The organism is Wenzhouxiangella sp. YN9 (assembly GCF_056324165.1).
In genome coordinates this window covers 21,364-37,342 of the sequence record NZ_JBJNIP010000053.1, presented here as the reverse complement: position 1 = coordinate 37,342, position 15,979 = coordinate 21,364, and the positions used below count along the sequence as shown (strand labels likewise).

Below are 15,979 nucleotides of genomic sequence, written 5' to 3'. Positions count from 1 at the left end.
TCAATGCCCACCGAGCTTGCGGTCGAAGAAATCGGTGATGGTTCGGTACACGTGCAGGCGCGGGCCTTCGCCGGCAATGGCGTGCTTCTCGCCCGGATAGGTCATCAGCTCGAAGGGAAAGGCGCGTGCCTGCAGCTGGTGCATCAACCGGGTCGAGTGGGTGAACAGGACGTTGTCGTCGGCCATGCCGTGGACCAGCAGAAGCGAATCGACGATGGCGTCGGAGTAGGTCAGCACATCGCCGCGCTCATAAGCCTGCGATTGCTCCTGCGGCCGGCCCATGTAGCGTTCGGTGTAGTGGGTGTCGTAGAGCGACCAGTCGGTGACCGGAGCCACCGCCGCGCCGGCGGCGAACTCACCGGGGTACTGTGCCAGGGCCATCAGGCTCATGTAGCCGCCGTAGCTCCAGCCGAAAATGCCGATGCGATCGGGGTCGACGAAGTTCTGTGAACGCAGCCAGTCGATGCCCACCATCTGATCCGGCATCTCCACCTGGCCGAGCTTGAGGTGGGCGGCTTCCTGGAAGGCCTTGCCCTGTCGCTCCACACCGCGGTTGTCGAGCGAGAAGACGACATACCCACGCCGCGCCATGTACTGGTCGATGAGCAGTCGCCGCGACCAGCTGTCGGTGACCATGCGGTGCGTCGGTCCGCCGTAGACGTGAACGAATACCGGATAGCGCTTGTCGGCATCGAAGTCGGCCGGCCGGATCAGGCGGTAATGGAGTTCATGACCCTGTGGCGCAATGATGGTGCCGAACTCGGTCGGTCGGTGGCCGCGGAGATAGGGTGCGTAGGGATGCTGGTCGTCGAGCCGGTTTTCGACCAGCCAGGCCAGGCGCGCCCCGTCGACATCATGCAGCGACAGTTGCGGCGGCTGGCGGCTGCTGGAATAGGTGTCGACGTAGACTCGCGCCGCCGCATCCATGCTCACCTCATGCCAGCCTGAGCGCCGCGAGATTCGGTTGACCACCTCCGGCGATCGCGTGATCAGCGACTGACGATACAGCTGCTTTTCGCTTGGCGAGACTTGTGCGGCGGTGAAGTAGATCATGCCCAGTTCCTCATCGACGCCGGTCAATGCATCGACCTGCCACTGGCCGGCGGTCAGCCGCCGAATGATCTCGCCGTCGAGATCGTAGAGGTAGAGGTGCCGGAACCCATCGCGCTCGGATGACCAGATGAATGCTGGCATTTGCCTGAGAAAGTGCAGATCGTCATGCAGGTTGACCCAGGTGTCGCTGGTTTCGCTCAGCAGGGTGCGGGCCCTGCCGCTGTCGCTGTCGGCCAGCAGCAGCTCGAGACGCTGCTGATCGCGGCTTTGGCGCTGAAAGCTCAGCCGCTGTGAGTCGGGCAGCCACTGCACCCGCGGAATGTAGATGTCGTGTTCGTCGCCCAGGTTCATCCAGCGCGTTTCGCCGGTGGCAATGTCGATCACGCCCAGTCGATAGTGGACGTTGTCGGTGCCGGCACGGGGATAGCGTTGCTCGACCATCTCGATGCGCTCGGCCTCGACCTCGTAGCGGCGAGTGACCGCAACCGGCGCCTCGTCGATCTGCAGAAACGCCAGTTTCCGGCCGTCGGGTGACCACCAGAAACCCGTCGAACGGCCCATTTCTTCCTGGGCGATGAATTCGGCCACGCCGTTGGCAACGGTATCGCTGGCGCTGTCGGTCAGCGCCCGGTCCTGGCCGGATTCGAGCTCGACCAGCCACAGGTCACGCTCGCGCACAAAAGCCACGTGCCGGCCGTCGGGAGCGATCTGCGGGTCGGTATCGAAGGCCGTGGTGTCGGTGAGCTGCCTTACCTCGGCGTTGTCGGCGTGCATGTCGAGTACAAACAGGTCGCCGCCGATGGGAAACAGCAGGAAGCGTCCGTCGGCCGACCAGCGATAGTCGACGATGCCGCGCAGATCGGCGATGCGTTCGCGCTCGCGGCGAGCCTCTTCGGCGGCGGACAGCGCGCGCTGTTCGGGCATCACCGCATCGGCGCTGACCAGCACGCGCATGCTGCGCTCTTCGATGTGGAACTCCCACAAGTCCAGCAGCTGACGATCGTCCTCGCGGCCTCGCAGAAACGTGACTCGGTCGCCCGCCGGCGAGAGTTCGGCGCGACGCAGCGTGGGTCCGGCCAGATTCGGGCTGGCGAAAATGCGTTCGAGGTCAAGCGTCTCGCCCCGGGCCGAAGCCAGCGGCGTGGCAGACAGCAGCAGGAAGAGCAGTGCGGGCAGGGCGCGGTTGAGCATGGTCGGGTCGGGGGCTGCGTTAAAATTCCCTATTGTCGGGCGCTGCCGGCCGGAAGGCAAATCGTCGGCGGCTGGAAAATAGGCCTTGCCGATCCCATTTCACAGTGCCGAAGGTTTAACATGCACACGGCTTGAATGATCAAAGTGGTTCAATCATGAGTTCAGTCATGCACAGCAACTATCCCGAGTCTCCCGCGCAGCTGCCCTACGACGACGCCGTTCGTGCGCGAACCGACGGCCTCCATGAGCGCATCAGCGATGTCGTGCCCGAGGCGGAATGGCCACTGCACGCTCCGCTGATTGACGCCATCAACCGCCTGAAGGCCGAGCGCAATGCCGTGATCCTGGCGCACAATTACATGACGCCGGAGATTTTCAACTGCGTGGGCGACATCACCGGTGATTCGCTCAGGCTGGCGCAGGTAGCTGCCGAGGCCGAGCAGGACATCATCGTTCAGGCCGGGGTGCACTTCATGGCCGAAACGGCAAAGATCCTGTCGCCCGAAAAGACCGTGCTGATTCCCGACCTGGAAGCCGGCTGCTCGCTGGCATCGTCGATCACGGGTGAAGACGTCAGGCGTATCCGGGCGGCTTATCCGGACTATCCGATCGTGACCTACGTGAACACGTCCGCCGAGGTCAAGGCCGAGTCCGATATCTGCTGCACCTCATCCAACGCCGTGGCGGTGGTCGAGGCGGCTGCGGCGCAGTGGGGCAGCGATACAGTCATCATGATTCCCGACGAGTACCTGGCGAAAAACGTGGCCAGCCAGACCGAAGTGCGCATTCTCACCTGGCGTGGGGACTGCGAAGTGCACGAGAAATTCACCCGCAGTGAAATCGAGAACCTGCGTAACGAGCATCCGGACGCAATGATCATCACCCATCCGGAATGCCCGCCGGACGTGCTTCGGGCCGCCGACTTCGCCGGCTCCACCGGCGCCATGGCCAATTTCGTTGCCGAGCATCGACCGAAGAAGGCGATTCTGATTACCGAGTGCTCGATGAGCGACAACGTGGCCGTGGCCAACCCCGGCACACAGTTCATTCGCCCGTGCAATCTCTGCCCCTACATGAAGCGCATCACGCTGGAAAACATCTATCGCTCGCTGCGCGACATGCGCTTCGAGATCCATGTCTCTGCTGACGTTGCCGAGCGCGCGCGGGCCAGCCTCCAGGCCATGCTCGATCTGCCCGGCAGCGGCAAGCCGCCGGCGTTCGATACCGCCGGACCCGAGCGCGGCGCTGACTACGTCAGCGTGTGATGCCTTGGGCTCGTCGCCGATCATCGTGGTCGGCTCCGGCATTGCCGGCCTGTGGACAGCGCTGAATGCCGCTCCGCGGCCGGTGATGGTCGTCACGGCCGGCGCCCTGGGCCGTCAATCCTCGAGTGAGTGGGCCCAGGGCGGGATTGCCGCCGCCCTTGATGGCGACGACACGCCCGACCAGCATGCCGCCGATACGGTTGCAGCGGGTGCCGGGCTGGTTGATCCGGGCGTGGCCGCTGCGCTGACTTGCCGCGTTGTCGAACAGATCGAGGCGCTCTTGCGCCTGGGCGTGCCGTTCGAACAGCAGAGCAATGGTCGCTGGGCGCTGTCGCGCGAGGCCGCGCACTCGCGCGCCCGGGTCGCGCGAATAGGCGGGGATCGCGCTGGCGCGACCATTGTGGGGGTCCTCGTTGCCGCCGCAAGGCGAGCCGCGCACATCACGCTCTGTGAACACGCTTCGGTGATCGGGCTGCTCGCCGGCCAGAACGGCGAGTGTGGCGGTGTGGTTGTTGCCACCGGCAGTGGTCGGCTGCAGGCGCTGGCCGGCCATGCCACGGTGCTTGCTACCGGCGGGGTCGGAGGACTTTATGCATTGACCACCAACCCGCTGGGCAGCCAGGGCCAGGCGCTGGCCTGGGCCGCGCGACTGGGAGCGACCGTCCGCGACGCCGAATTCGTCCAGTTTCATCCCACCGCGATTGATATCGGCCATGATCCGGCGCCGCTGGCGACCGAGGCGTTACGCGGTGAAGGCGCTGTCCTGGTTGACCGCTTCGGCGAACGCTTCATGCCGGCGCTGCATCCTCGGGCCGAACTGGCCCCGCGTGATGTCGTGGCGCGTGCGGTTCATCGCCAGGTGCAGTCGGGCGCGGGCGCTTTTCTGGACGCGCGCCAGGCGATTGGCGACGACTTTCCCCAGCGTTTCCAGCGGGTCTTTCGCGCCTGTCGTTGCGCCGGGATCGATCCTCGCCGTGAGCCGATTCCGGTGGCGCCCGCAGCGCATTATCATATGGGCGGCATTGCCGCCGGGCTGGACGGCTGTACTGATGTTGCTGGCCTGTATGCCGTCGGTGAGGCTGCCTGTACCGGTGCGCACGGCGCCAATCGCCTGGCCTCCAACTCTCTGGCCGAAGCGCTGGTCATGGGGGCACTGGCGGGTAAGGGGCTGGCTGCTGCGGGTCCGGCGGCGTCATCGTCCGCCGTGCCCGGTTACGCACCGGTGTTGCCGTCGCAGTCGCTGGAGCGACTGCGGCGAGGCATGGCCGCGCATGCCGGCGTGGAACGCAGCGGCGCCGGGCTGAACCAGCTGCTTGCGCTCATCGACGAACTCGAGCATGCGCGGGGCTCTGCCGATGCGCTGGTGACCAGCCGGCTGATCGTCAGCGCCGCCTTGAGCCGATGTCAAAGCCGCGGCGCGCATTTTCGCAGTGACAGCCCCGAGCAGACTGCGGCGGGTGAATCGAGTCGCCGGGCACTCGCATCGACCCCGCCGGTGGACCGCCCCCATTTTCCCGGTTGACCGTCCTCATTTCCAAGGAATCGAAACGCATGACTGACCGACGCCCGCGAAACCCGTACACCGACATCGTTGCGACCGCCCTGGCCGAAGATCTGGGGGGCCGCGGGGATGTCACGACCCTGGCTACGGTGCCGGCCGATGCGGTGGGACGTTTCCGCCTTGCCGCGCGCCAGGCCGGCGTTCTTGCCGGCACCGCCGCGGCTGCAGAAACCTTTGCCCGCGTCGACCCCGGCATTGAGCTGAACTGGCGCCAGGCGGATGGCGATGCGCTTGCCCCGGGAAGTGTGGTCGCCGACCTGCACGGCCCGGCCGGGGCCATTCTGACCGCCGAGCGTACGGCGCTGAATTTTCTCGGTCGGCTCAGCGGCATCGCCACGCTGACGCGAAAATTCGTTGATGCGGTTTCCGGGACGCGGGCGGGCATTGCCCACACGCGCAAGACCACCCCGGGCCTGCGCGCGCTGGAACTGGAGGCGGTCATCGCCGGTGGCGGCGTGCGTCATCGCTTCGGGCTCGATGACGCCATTCTCATCAAGGACAATCACGTGGCCGTCGCCGGCGGCGTTGATACCGCGGTAGCGCGCGCCCGCGCCTGGGCCGGCCACATGCTGCGCGTGGCCGTCGAGATCGACGCACTCGATCAACTCGACGACGCACTCGCGGCCGGTGCCGACAGCATTCTGCTGGACAACTTCAGCAACGCCGACCTGAAGCGGGCAGTGGCGCGCTGCCAGGGGCAGGGCGTGACGCTGGAGGCGTCAGGCAATGTGCGCATCGATACCGTCGCTGCAATCGCGCAAACCGGCGTGGATGTCATCTCCATCGGCGCGTTGACGCACTCTGCGCCCTGCCTGGATCTGGGGCTGGACGATCACGGTTCCTGAGTGCTCAGTGCTCCGCAGAGAAAGATGCCCGAGAGCGACTGCGCGGCCGGGCATCAGGTCCAGCGGTCGGAGCGGGCGCTCTGCCAGGCCTCACTGAACGCGCCGTGGCCGTTGCTGCTGTCGAGTAGCTGCCCGGGCTCGAGAAAGGTATAGAGGTCGGCGAAGCTGACTGCCCGAAGGTCGCGTTCGCGGCGATAGATGTGGTGGGGCTTGACTTCGTCGGGGTGTTTGAGCCCCATGGCCGAGAGCATCTTGACCAGCGCCTCGATGGTGCGCTGATGATAGCGCTTGACCCGCGGCAGCTTGTCTTCGACCACCAGTCCGCGCTTGAGCGCCGGATCCTGGGTGGTGATTCCGGTCGGGCAGGTATTGCTGTTGCATCGCAGCGACTGGATGCAACCCAGGGCAAACATCATTGCCCGCGCGCTGTTGCAGCCGTCGGCGCCCAGCGCCAGCGAGCGGATCAGGTGAAAGGCGCTGAGAATCTTGCCGCTGCTGATGACACGGATATCCTCGCGCAGGCCGGTGCCGGTGAGGATGTCGTGCACCAGCACGATGGCGTCGCGCTTGGGCATGCCCAGTGAATTGGAAAACTCCAGCGGCGCGGCGCCGGTGCCGCCCTCGCCACCATCGACGGTGATGAAGTCGGGTCGGATGCCGGTGTCGAGCATGGCTCGGCAGATGGCAAGAAAGTCGTTGATGCGGCCCATGCAGAACTTCATGCCTACGGGCTTGCCGTCGGCCAGCTCGCGCATTCGGCCAATGAACTCCATCAGCTCGGCCGGCGTGGAAAAAGCGCTGTGCGCCGGCGGCGAGATACAGGGCTCTCCCATCGGCACGCCGCGGGCTTCGGCGATTTCGCGGCTCACCTTGGGGGCCGGCAGAATCCCGCCCGCGCCGGGTTTGGCGCCCTGCGAGAGCTTGAGCTCGATCATGCGGATGCTTTCTCCGGCCGCGACCTGCTCGAACCGCTCCGGGTCGAACCGACCCTCTGGAGTGCGGCAGCCGAAGTAGCCGCTGCCGATCTGCCAGATCAGATCGCCACCATGCTCCAGATGGTAGCGCGAGACCCCGCCTTCGCCGGTGTTGTGAGCAAAGCCGCCGGCTTTCGCGCCGCCGTTGAGTGCCAGTATCGCGTTGGAGGACAGCGCGCCGAAGCTCATCGCCGAGATGTTGAGCAGTGAAGATGAATAGGGCTGGCGGCAGTCCTTGCCGCCGATGTCAATGCGCGGCTCGTGTTCGAGCGGCGGCACCGGCACCGTGCAGTGCGCCGCCCACTCGTAGCCGGGGCTGTAGACATCGCGATGGGTGCCGAACGGCCGGGTTTCGAGATCGCCCTTGGCGCGCTGGTAGATGAGCGAGCGGTACTCGCGCTCGACCGGGTAGGCGTCCAGGTTGCTCTCGACCAGGTACTGCTGGATTTCGGGCCGGATATGCTCGATCAGGTAACGAAAGTGGCCAATGATGGGGAAGTTGCGCAGCACCGTGTGCTCGGTCTGCATGGCGTCGTGAATGCCCAGCGCCAACAGCGGTGCAATCACGAGCAGGGTCCACCAGACGGGTGGCCACATCAGCCCGAGCAAACCGATGAATGCCGCTGCAATGAGCAGGATGACGAAGGTGTATTGTCGTGCCATGCGGCAAGTCTAGCGTACCCAGCCGTGGATTCCGTGACTTTCAACGAGTCGGGAAAACGCCTGGCTGCGGGGCGATGCTCGCCGGGAATGCTGATGGCTTCGCCAGCGGCGGGAGCGCGCGCGGCAGCCTTCGGGTTTCAGCCGAGTGACGGCGCATGACGATACCGGATCAGCGGCTTCTTGCCCGGCTGTAGCGTCACCACCCGATTGCGGCCCATGTCCTTGGCTTCGTAGACGGCCTGATCGGCGGTACGGATGACGTCTTCGAGGCTGGCGTTGTCGCCGGGCTCGGCCGCGGTCACGCCCAGGCTTGCGGTGATGCTCAGGCCAGCGGGCTGCAGCGATTCCAGCGCGCTTCGCAGCTGCTCGGCCCGGCGTGTTGCGACCTCCAGCGGGCAGCCGGGCAGCACCAGCAGCAGCTCTTCGCCGCCAAAGCGCACGGCAAAGTCTTCGTTGCGACACGAGCGGGTCAACAGATCGCCCACCTGGCTGAGTACCTCGTCTCCCATCAAGTGGCCGTGCTGGTCATTGACCCGCTTGAAATGATCGATATCGATGAGGATCAGACTCAGCCCGGCCTTGTCCTGGCCCTCACGCCGGTCCAGTTGCCGGGTGAAGTCGCTCAGGGCATTGCGGTTGTGCAGGCCGGTCAGCGGGTCGGTCATGGCCATGTCATAGAGCTGCAGGCCCTGCTGCTGTACCTGCTCGAACAGCTGCTTGTTGACGATCAGGTTGCTGATCCGCGCGCGCGCCTCTTCCATGATGACCGGCTTGTTGATGAAGTCGTTGACGCCCAGCCGGAACAGCTCGACTCGCCGCACCGGATCTTCCAGGCCCGACATCGCCAGGATAGGCAGACGGGTCTTGTCGGGGTAGTGCTCTCTGAGCCGGCTGACCAGCGCGACGCCGCTCATGTCGCCCTCGACCAGGATGTCGCTGATGACCATGTCGTGGCGATCCGCATCAAAAGCCTCCCAGGCGCTGGCCGCGCTGCGAAAGTGGTCGACTTTCAGGTTCATCTTGCCGAGCAGATGAATCATGATGCGGCTGACTGTGGGGCTGTCCTCGACATACAGCACCCGGCCCGACGTGGGATCGGCCAAAGACTGGCCGCCGCGGCTGAAACGGCGGGCCCGGTTGAAAAGCTGCTGAATATCGGTCTTGGCGTGAATATCGGTGACGCCGGCTTCGAAAGCGCGTCGCCGCGCCTCCTTGTCTTCGATCGAGGTGAGGAGGATCACCGGCAGATCGCGTCCGTTGGGAAGTTTGCGCGCCTGGCGGGTGAATTCGATGCCGTCGGTATCGGGCAGGGAGAGGGAAACGCAGACCATGTCCACACGCCGGGCCCGGATTCGCTCGAGGCCGGCTTCGCCGTCTTCGCAGAGCAGGGCCTCGTGCCCGGCGCGCTGCATCAGACGCTGCCAGATGGCACGAAACACCTTGGAATGATCGACGACCAGTATTTTCAACGCCTGTCCTTGGCCGAAGCAGCACAACTTCGTCGGCTGTCAAACATAGCACAGCCGGCGGCGCTGCGATTTGCCGGGCAGCCAGGAGATTTTGCATTCAGCCGCGCCGGACACGGCAGCAGCCGGGCCGCGGAACGCCGCTGCGACAATCTTGCGGCAGGCCTTGCTTGTCAAGGATTGTCTTTTCCCGACAGGCGGCAGATGCAGTATGCTTTGCCGTCTTTGTAAACAGTTCGGAGCACAAATGCCCAGAGTCAGTGAAATCAAGCGTGGCCAGGTTGTTGAATACGAAGACGCGGTTTACACAGTGCTCAGCATCGATCGCTCGGCGCCCACGGCGCGCGGTGGCGGAACGCTGTATCGGTTCAAGCTGCAAGCCATTCCCGGTGGCGGGCGCAAGGACGTCACCCTCAAGGGTGATGACGTACTCAAGGAAGCCGATCTGGTGCGTCGCCAGAGTGAGTTCTCTTATCGCGATGGCGATCAGTTCGTGTTCATGGACAGCGAGGATTTCAGCCAGTATCTGATTTCACAAGAGGCGGTGGGGGATGCCCTCGACTTCATTACTGACGGCCTTCAGGGGATTTTTGTGCTGCTCATCGACGACGCGCCGGTCGCCATTCAACTGCCGCAGTCAGTGGTGCTGGAGGTGACCGACACCGCGCCGGTGATGAAAGGGGCTACCGCGGCCAAGTCGAACAAGCCGGCGACGCTGGAGACTGGCCTGGAGCTGCAGGTTCCCGACTACATCACGCCCGGTGAAAAGGTGCGCGTCAACACCGAAACCCGCGAGTTCATGAGCCGGGTCTGAATCATGGGTGACAACGACCTGCAGTCCAGACTCGATGCGCTGCGAGGCGAGCTCGATGGTGTTGACGAAAAGTTGATCGAGCTGGCCTCACGGCGCCAGCAGCTGGTTGCCGACATCGGCCGGCTCAAGAAAAGTCACGGGCGGCAGCTGCGCGATTTCCAGCGTGAGCGTCAGGTGCTCGATGGCGTGCGCCAGGCGGCTCAGGCCCGGGGCCTGGATCCGGCGCTGGCCGAAGACCTCTTCCAGCGCCTGATCGAAGCCTCTTTGACTCGCCAGGAGCAGGACCGGCTGCGCCTGGCGCAGCACGGGCGCGGCCGGCGCGCGCTGCTGATCGGCGGCGCCGGGCGCATGGGGCGCTGGCTGGCGGATTTTCTCGACGGCCAGGGGTTTGACGTGCTCGTCGCCGATCCGGCGGCCGAGCCCGGCGATCGCGCGCACTTTGCGGACTGGCGTGATGCGCCAGCCGATGTGGCGATCATCGTCATTGCTGCACCGCTGCGGGCCTCGGCCCGGATTCTCGAAGAGCTGGGGCAACGTGAAACCGATGCCCTGGTGTTCGATATTGGCTCCCTCAAGTCGCCGCTGATCCCGGCGCTCAGAGCCACTGCCGAAGCCGGGCTCAGGATCTGCTCGGTCCATCCCATGTTCGGGCCCGACACCCATCTGCTGTCGGAAAAGCATGTGCTGCTCATGGACGTGGGCAACCGTGAGGCCGTTGATGCCGCCGCCGCGCTGTTTGCCGACACGCTCGCAGAGGTGGTCGAGATCGATGTCGACGAACACGATCGGCTGATGGCGCCGGTGCTGGGCTTGTCGCACGCGCTGAGCGTCGTGTTCTTCACGGCCCTGGCCGATAGCGGCCTGCCGGCTGAACGTCTGGCCGGCCTGTCGAGCACCACTTTCGACCGTCAGCTGGCCATCGCGCGTGATGTCGTGGGCGAGAACCCCGACCTCTATTTCGAGATCCAGGCGCTCAATCGCTACGGTGATCAGGTGCGCGGGCAGCTCAAGCAGGCTGTCGAGCGGTTTGTCGAAGCGGTGGCAGACGAGGACGCCGACGCATTCCGCGACCTCATGACGCGCGGCCGGGATTATCTTTCCGATCTGTAAAGGACCGCTGCCAGAGCTGTGTGCCAGCGACATCAGCCGGCGCGAAGCCGGATCGCGTTCAGCCGTACTCGTGCCGGCTCAAGCGGTGAAGTGCTCGTCGAGGTAGCGATTGATCTGTTTCTCGACGGCCGGCTGCAGGTAGGCGAACAGGAAGGCAAGCCGGGCGCGTACGTGGATGCACCGGTCGTCGACGTCGATTCGACCGTTGACCCCGGGGCGATCGAACACGATGGTGTCGCCGTCCCAGCCGTAGTTGACGCTGAACCTTGCAGCAAGCTCGCGGGCCAGCTCATCGGCAGTGTGTTGCGCATCTTCCAGGCTCATGGAGTGCGGCTTGCGAATGTCGATACTCATGGTTGTTGGTTGTGCGCAGCAACCCAGCGGGCGAATTCTTCGGCCGGCAACGCCTTGCTGTAGAGAAACCCCTGGACGAGATCGCAACCGGCCCGGGAAAGATAGTCGCGCTGGTTTGCGGTTTCGACACCCTCGGCGACCGTGCTCAGCCCGAGGCTGTGGGCGAGGTGGATGATGGCCATGACAATGGCTTCGCTTTCGCTGTGTTGCTCCAGATCATGGATGAAGGAACGGTCGATCTTGAACTGATCGATCGGAAAACGTCGCAGGCAGGCAAGTGAAGAATAGCCGGTGCCGAAGTCGTCGATGGAAATGCCCAGGCCAAGCGCCTTGAGCCGGCCGAGGATGCCCGCCGCTTCGGCGACGTTGTCCATCACCACCGACTCGGTGATTTCCAGACGCATCCAGGTGGCCGGCACGCTGGCGCGCTCCAGCGCCGAGACGATGTGCTCGCCCAGGCGCGGGTCACGAAACTGTCGCGCTGACAGGTTGACGGCAATGTGCAACTTGGCGCCGTTGGCATGCCACTTGCCGACCTGCCTTGCCGCCTGCTCGAGCACCCATTGGCCCAGCGGAATGATCAGGCCGTTATCTTCGGCTATCGGAATGAACTCGTCGGGCGCAACCCAGCGCTCGCCATCGTACCAGCGCAGCAGCGCTTCAGCACCGATGACCCGGCCGCTTGCAAGGGCAATCACGGGCTGATAGTGGAGCTGTATCTCGAGCCCGTCGACGGCGCGTCTGAGCCTGGATTCCAGGTCGACTCGCTGCAGCGCCAGGGCATTCATGTCATTGGTATAGAAGCGAAACTGATTGGTGCCGAATTGCTTGGCTCGGTACATTGCGATGTCGGCGTTGCGCAGCAGGGTGTTGTAGTCCTCGCCGTTGCCGGGGGAGATGCTGATGCCAACGCTGGCCGTGATGTTCATCTCGCGGCCGTCCACCCGGAACGGCGGCTCGAATGCCGTAAGCACCGCAGTCGCGTGGCCCGGCAGCTCGTCCGGGTTGTCGATATCGGTCAGCAGGATGACGAATTCATCGCTGGTCAGCCGGGCCACGGTGTTGCGGGACTCGACCTGCTGTCGCAAACGCCGCGAGACCTCGCGCAGCACGGAGTCGCCGGCAGAACGGCCCAGGCTGTCATTGATGCGTTTGAACTGGTCGAGATCGACGAACAGCAGCGCAATATGGTGGTGGTTGTGCCGGGCCGAAGCCAGTGCCCGTTCGACCCGATCCTGCAGCAGATTGCGGCTGGCCAGGCCGGTGAGCGCGTCCTGGCTGTACTGGCGCTCGAGCTGTTCCTGATACTGCTTGCGCTCGGTAACGTCGTTGATGATGCCGACAAAGTGGCTGACCCTGCCCTTGCTGTCGAAGACCGGAGCCACCGTGAGCTCATTCCAGAAGGGCGTGCCGTCCTTGCGGTAGTTGCGCAGCAGCGCTTTGCCCTCCTGGTGGCGACGAATCGCCTGGCGGAGTTCGAACAGCTCACGCTGGTTCGTGTCTTCACCCTTGAGGAAGTTGGGGTCGCGGCCCATCACCTCCTCGCGCGTGTAGCCGGTGATCTGCTCGAAGGCGCTGTTGACATACACCAGCGGCGTGCCCGAGTGGCCCGCCGAGGTGATCATCACGCCGTTGGGAGAGGCCTCGATGGCCCGTCGACTGAGGCGATTGAATTCTTCGGCCGATTTCAGGTTGGCTTCGGCTGCCTGCCTGAGCGACTCGCGATGGTAGCTTTCGAGCGCGTACGACAGGTCGGCGGCGACCTCTTCCACCAGGCGGCTCATGGCCGAGTCGAAGAAGTCCGTATCCGAGGAGAACAGGCTGATGGCGCCGACGATTTCGCCGTTCGCGCGCAGCGGGCAGGCAGCCGCCGAACGCAGGCCCAGCTCACCGAACAGTTCGTGGTTGTCAGCCAGCCGGGCCTCGGCTGCAAGGTCGTTGCTGAGGAAGTTGCGGCCTTCGCCGATGGCAATTTCGACGGGCTTGTCGAGCGGCTGTTCGATCACGATCGACGTCACGTCCTTGAACAAATCCGGATGGTCGCCATCATGGGCGGCCACCCGGACCGTCTTGCCGTCGTCGCCCAGCAGACCGATCCAGGCCAGCGAAAGACCGCCGCGCTCGACGACAATGCGGCAAGCTCCTTCGAGCAAAGCCTGGCGGGAATGACCTTGCACGATCAGCTTGTTGATTGCGCTCAGCGCCGAGTACAGGCGGTTGAGCCGCTTAACCTGCGACTTCGCCGACTGCAGCTCGGTCACCCGCTGCGCCAGCTCGGCGCTGCGCGCTTCCAGCTTGCGCACCAGCGCCTGGTTGTAACGACGCTCGGCCTCCACGCCTCCGGTTTCCGGTCGACGCGGCATCTCTGATCGGTTGCTGGCACCGTCGAGCACCGTCTGGAGTCGTTTGATGAACACCTGCGGTTCGGTCGGCTTGATCAGGAAGGCATCGGCGCCAAGGTCGCGTGCCAGGCGCTCGTCTTCGGTCTGTGTATAGGTTGCCGTATAGACCAGGAAGGGAACGTCGGCCAGGCGTCGATCGGCTTTCCACTCGCGCAGCAGCGTGTAGCCGTCCATGATGGGCATGAGCAGATCACTGATGACCACATCGGGTCGGCGGCGCCGCGCCTGTTCGAGCGCCATGGCGCCGTTTTCAGCCTCGCTGACCTCAAAGCCGTTGGCGCTCAGCAGCGAGCGCAGCAGGTAACGGTTCTGTTCGTGGTCGTCGACAATCAGCGCGTGGCTCATCCGCTTTTCTCCGCGTACCGTTCCACCTGCTCGACAAAAGTGTCCGGGTCGATCGGTTTCTCCACATAGCCCGTGCAGCCGGCGGCCAGGCAGTCCTCACGATCGCCGGGCATGGCATAGGAGGTGACGGCAATGATCGGCGTGGCTTGCAGATCGCCGCAGGCTCTGAGCCGGCGAGCCACTTCGTAGCCGTCCATTCCGGGCAGCTGGATATCGAGCAGGATCAGATCCGGGTTTTCTTCAGCGGCAAGCTGCAGGCCGGATGGGCCGTCGTGGGCCGGAATCACCTGCCACTGCCGGGCCCTGAGCAGATAGCTCACCAGGTAGGCATTCTGTTCATTGTCCTCGATCAGCAGGACCTTGCCTTTCACGTCGTCGCTCCGTGGGCGGCCTGCGGGAGCGGAAGCCGCAGCGTGATGCTTGTGCCAACGCCCCAGCGGCTCGAGACTTCGATAGTGCCGTTCATCATTTCCGTCAGCCGACTGCAGATGGCCAGGCCCAGACCGGTGCCTTCGTGTCTGCGAGACAGCGTGGAGTCGATCTGTCGGAAGGGCTTGAACAGATTCTGCATGTCTTCTTCCCGAATGCCACTGCCGGAATCACGAATGGTGATCACCAGTGGGTTGTGCGCCGGTTGGGCCTGTGTGTCGACTGCAGTTTTCACCTCGACGTCCACCGATCCCGAGTCGGTGAACTTGATCGCGTTTTCGACCAGATTGATCAGGATCTGCTCGAAGCGCCGCTCATCGCCGACGCGAACGCCGGGGTCATCCAGGTGCTCAACGCTCAGTGCGATGCCCTTGCGCTCGGCCAGCGGGCGCAAGGGGTTGATCACCCTGTCAATCGACAGGGATACGGCGAATGCCTTTTCGGAGAGCGTCATTTCGTCAGCCTCGATGCGCGAGATATCGAGAATGTCGTTGATCAGCATCAGCAGGTGCTGTGAGCTGTCGCGCACCATGGTCAGCTGCCGGGCCTGCTCAGCGTTCAGGGGGCCGGCCAGCTGCTGCAGCAGAATGCCGGTAAATCCGATGATGGAATTCAGCGGGGTGCGCAGCTCGTGGCTCATGGTGGCCAGAAACGCGGTCTTGACGCGATCGGCCGCCTGGGCGCGATCGCGGGCAATGCCCAGTTCGTTCTCGACGCGCTTCTGTTCCTTGATGTCGACCAATAGACCGACGATGCCCAGATATTGCCCGCTTGGCCCCTGGATGGGTGCTGCCGAATACAGCATCGGGCCCTGACTGCCGTCGGCGAAGGTCAGTGCGATCTCCTGCTTCACCGAACCACCCTGTTCCAGCAGCCGGCGCTGCTCTTCCTCGAAGGCCTCACGCTGACTGTGCGGCAGGTAATCCAGTTCGGAGATGCACTTGCCGCTGATGTCGCTGCGCTTGAGTCCGAAGGCGCTTTCATAGGCTTTGTTGCAGCCGGTAAAGCGCAGCTGCGTGTCCTTGTAGTAGATCAGACTCGGGATATGATCGATCAGCGACTGGAAGAAAGCGGAGGTCTCGCGCAGCTCCCGGGTACGTGCATCCACCCGGCGCTCAAGCTCTAGGGTGTGCCGTCGCGACTGCGCTTGGATCTCGCGGTTGCGTGCCCGCAGACGGCTGCTCATGATCAGCACGGTGGCCAGTCCGGCAATCAGCAGCAGCGCTACTGCCACGGCAACCCAGGGCAGCCAGGACAGTACCTGATGGCCGGATACCTGCTCCAGCGGCGTCGGCCAGGCGGGCCAGGCCGCAGTGGCTGCCAACAGCAGCACACCAGGAGCGCTGAAGACTCTCCTGCAATGTTGCCGGGCTGCGGTCTGTCCGGCCTGGAGCCGGCCGCGTGTAGAAGCCACCTGTTCTGCCACTGAGGCCCTCCCGCACCAGAGTGTAAGCTGGTGACCAGCATACGGAAAACCGCCAGAGTTTGCCATTGAGGCGCCAGGCCA

General features: G+C 64.3%; 13 protein-coding genes. 6 read left to right on the top strand and 7 right to left on the bottom strand.

The window, feature by feature from the left end; all coding sequences use genetic code 11:
* Positions 1-2,244, bottom strand: coding sequence for a S9 family peptidase (locus tag ACEWQ0_RS01590; protein ID WP_476481582.1), 2,244 nt, complete (start codon positions 2,242-2,244; stop codon positions 1-3).
* A gap of 167 nt (positions 2,245-2,411) precedes the next feature.
* On the opposite strand from ACEWQ0_RS01590, the gene nadA reads away from it, so the two are divergent.
* The 3 genes from nadA to nadC are packed head-to-tail and all read left to right on the top strand — an operon-like array spanning position 2,412 to position 5,915.
* A complete protein-coding gene (gene nadA / locus ACEWQ0_RS01585; protein WP_476481581.1) occupies positions 2,412-3,509 on the top strand; it encodes a quinolinate synthase NadA in 1,098 nt (365 codons plus the stop codon).
* 4 nt (positions 3,510-3,513) lie between these two features.
* Entirely contained in the window at positions 3,514-5,031 is a 1,518-nt protein-coding gene (locus ACEWQ0_RS01580; RefSeq protein ID WP_476484295.1) for an L-aspartate oxidase, read from the top strand.
* A gap of 29 nt (positions 5,032-5,060) precedes the next feature.
* Complete coding sequence (nadC, locus tag ACEWQ0_RS01575) at positions 5,061-5,915, top strand: carboxylating nicotinate-nucleotide diphosphorylase (protein WP_476481579.1); 855 nt, start codon at positions 5,061-5,063, stop codon at positions 5,913-5,915.
* 53 nt (positions 5,916-5,968) lie between these two features.
* Here the strand turns inward: nadC and ACEWQ0_RS01570 are convergent, their stop codons facing one another.
* Both ACEWQ0_RS01570 and ACEWQ0_RS01565 read right to left on the bottom strand, forming a co-directional pair.
* On the bottom strand, positions 5,969-7,552 hold the full coding sequence (locus tag ACEWQ0_RS01570; RefSeq protein WP_476484294.1) for an FMN-binding glutamate synthase family protein: 1,584 nt from the start codon (positions 7,550-7,552) through the stop codon (positions 5,969-5,971).
* Positions 7,553-7,689: 137 nt separating this feature from the next.
* A complete protein-coding gene (locus tag ACEWQ0_RS01565; RefSeq protein WP_476481577.1) occupies positions 7,690-9,021 on the bottom strand; it encodes a diguanylate cyclase in 1,332 nt (443 codons plus the stop codon).
* On the opposite strand from ACEWQ0_RS01565, the gene ACEWQ0_RS01560 reads away from it, so the two are divergent.
* The 3 genes from ACEWQ0_RS01560 to ACEWQ0_RS01550 are packed head-to-tail and all read left to right on the top strand — an operon-like array spanning position 8,998 to position 10,942.
* Positions 8,998-9,249: a hypothetical protein gene (locus ACEWQ0_RS01560; RefSeq protein WP_476481576.1), complete on the top strand. Its 252-nt coding sequence runs from the start codon at positions 8,998-9,000 to the stop codon at positions 9,247-9,249. The genes ACEWQ0_RS01565 and ACEWQ0_RS01560 overlap by 24 nt on opposite strands.
* 16 nt (positions 9,250-9,265) lie before the next feature.
* The gene (efpL, locus tag ACEWQ0_RS01555; protein ID WP_476481575.1) at positions 9,266-9,832 is read left to right on the top strand and encodes an elongation factor P-like protein EfpL; all 567 of its coding nucleotides are present in this window, start codon (positions 9,266-9,268) and stop codon (positions 9,830-9,832) included.
* Positions 9,833-9,835: 3 nt separating this feature from the next.
* On the top strand, positions 9,836-10,942 hold the full coding sequence (locus ACEWQ0_RS01550) for a prephenate dehydrogenase/arogenate dehydrogenase family protein (protein WP_476484293.1): 1,107 nt from the start codon (positions 9,836-9,838) through the stop codon (positions 10,940-10,942).
* 78 nt (positions 10,943-11,020) lie between these two features.
* On the opposite strand, the gene ACEWQ0_RS01545 is transcribed toward ACEWQ0_RS01550, so the two are convergent.
* The 4 genes from ACEWQ0_RS01545 to ACEWQ0_RS01530 are packed head-to-tail and all read right to left on the bottom strand — an operon-like array spanning position 11,021 to position 15,796.
* Positions 11,021-11,296, bottom strand: a complete 276-nt coding sequence (locus ACEWQ0_RS01545; protein ID WP_476484292.1) for a polyhydroxyalkanoic acid system family protein — start codon at positions 11,294-11,296, stop codon at positions 11,021-11,023.
* Positions 11,293-14,043: a two-component system response regulator gene (locus ACEWQ0_RS01540; protein WP_476484291.1), complete on the bottom strand. Its 2,751-nt coding sequence runs from the start codon at positions 14,041-14,043 to the stop codon at positions 11,293-11,295. Before ACEWQ0_RS01540 ends, ACEWQ0_RS01545 begins: the two co-directional genes overlap by 4 nt.
* On the bottom strand, positions 14,040-14,414 hold the full coding sequence (locus ACEWQ0_RS01535; RefSeq protein WP_476484290.1) for a response regulator: 375 nt from the start codon (positions 14,412-14,414) through the stop codon (positions 14,040-14,042). The genes ACEWQ0_RS01540 and ACEWQ0_RS01535 overlap by 4 nt, the downstream gene beginning before the upstream one ends.
* Positions 14,411-15,796: a PAS domain-containing sensor histidine kinase gene (locus ACEWQ0_RS01530; protein WP_476484289.1), complete on the bottom strand. Its 1,386-nt coding sequence runs from the start codon at positions 15,794-15,796 to the stop codon at positions 14,411-14,413. Before ACEWQ0_RS01530 ends, ACEWQ0_RS01535 begins: the two co-directional genes overlap by 4 nt.
* Positions 15,797-15,979 lie beyond the last annotated feature (183 nt).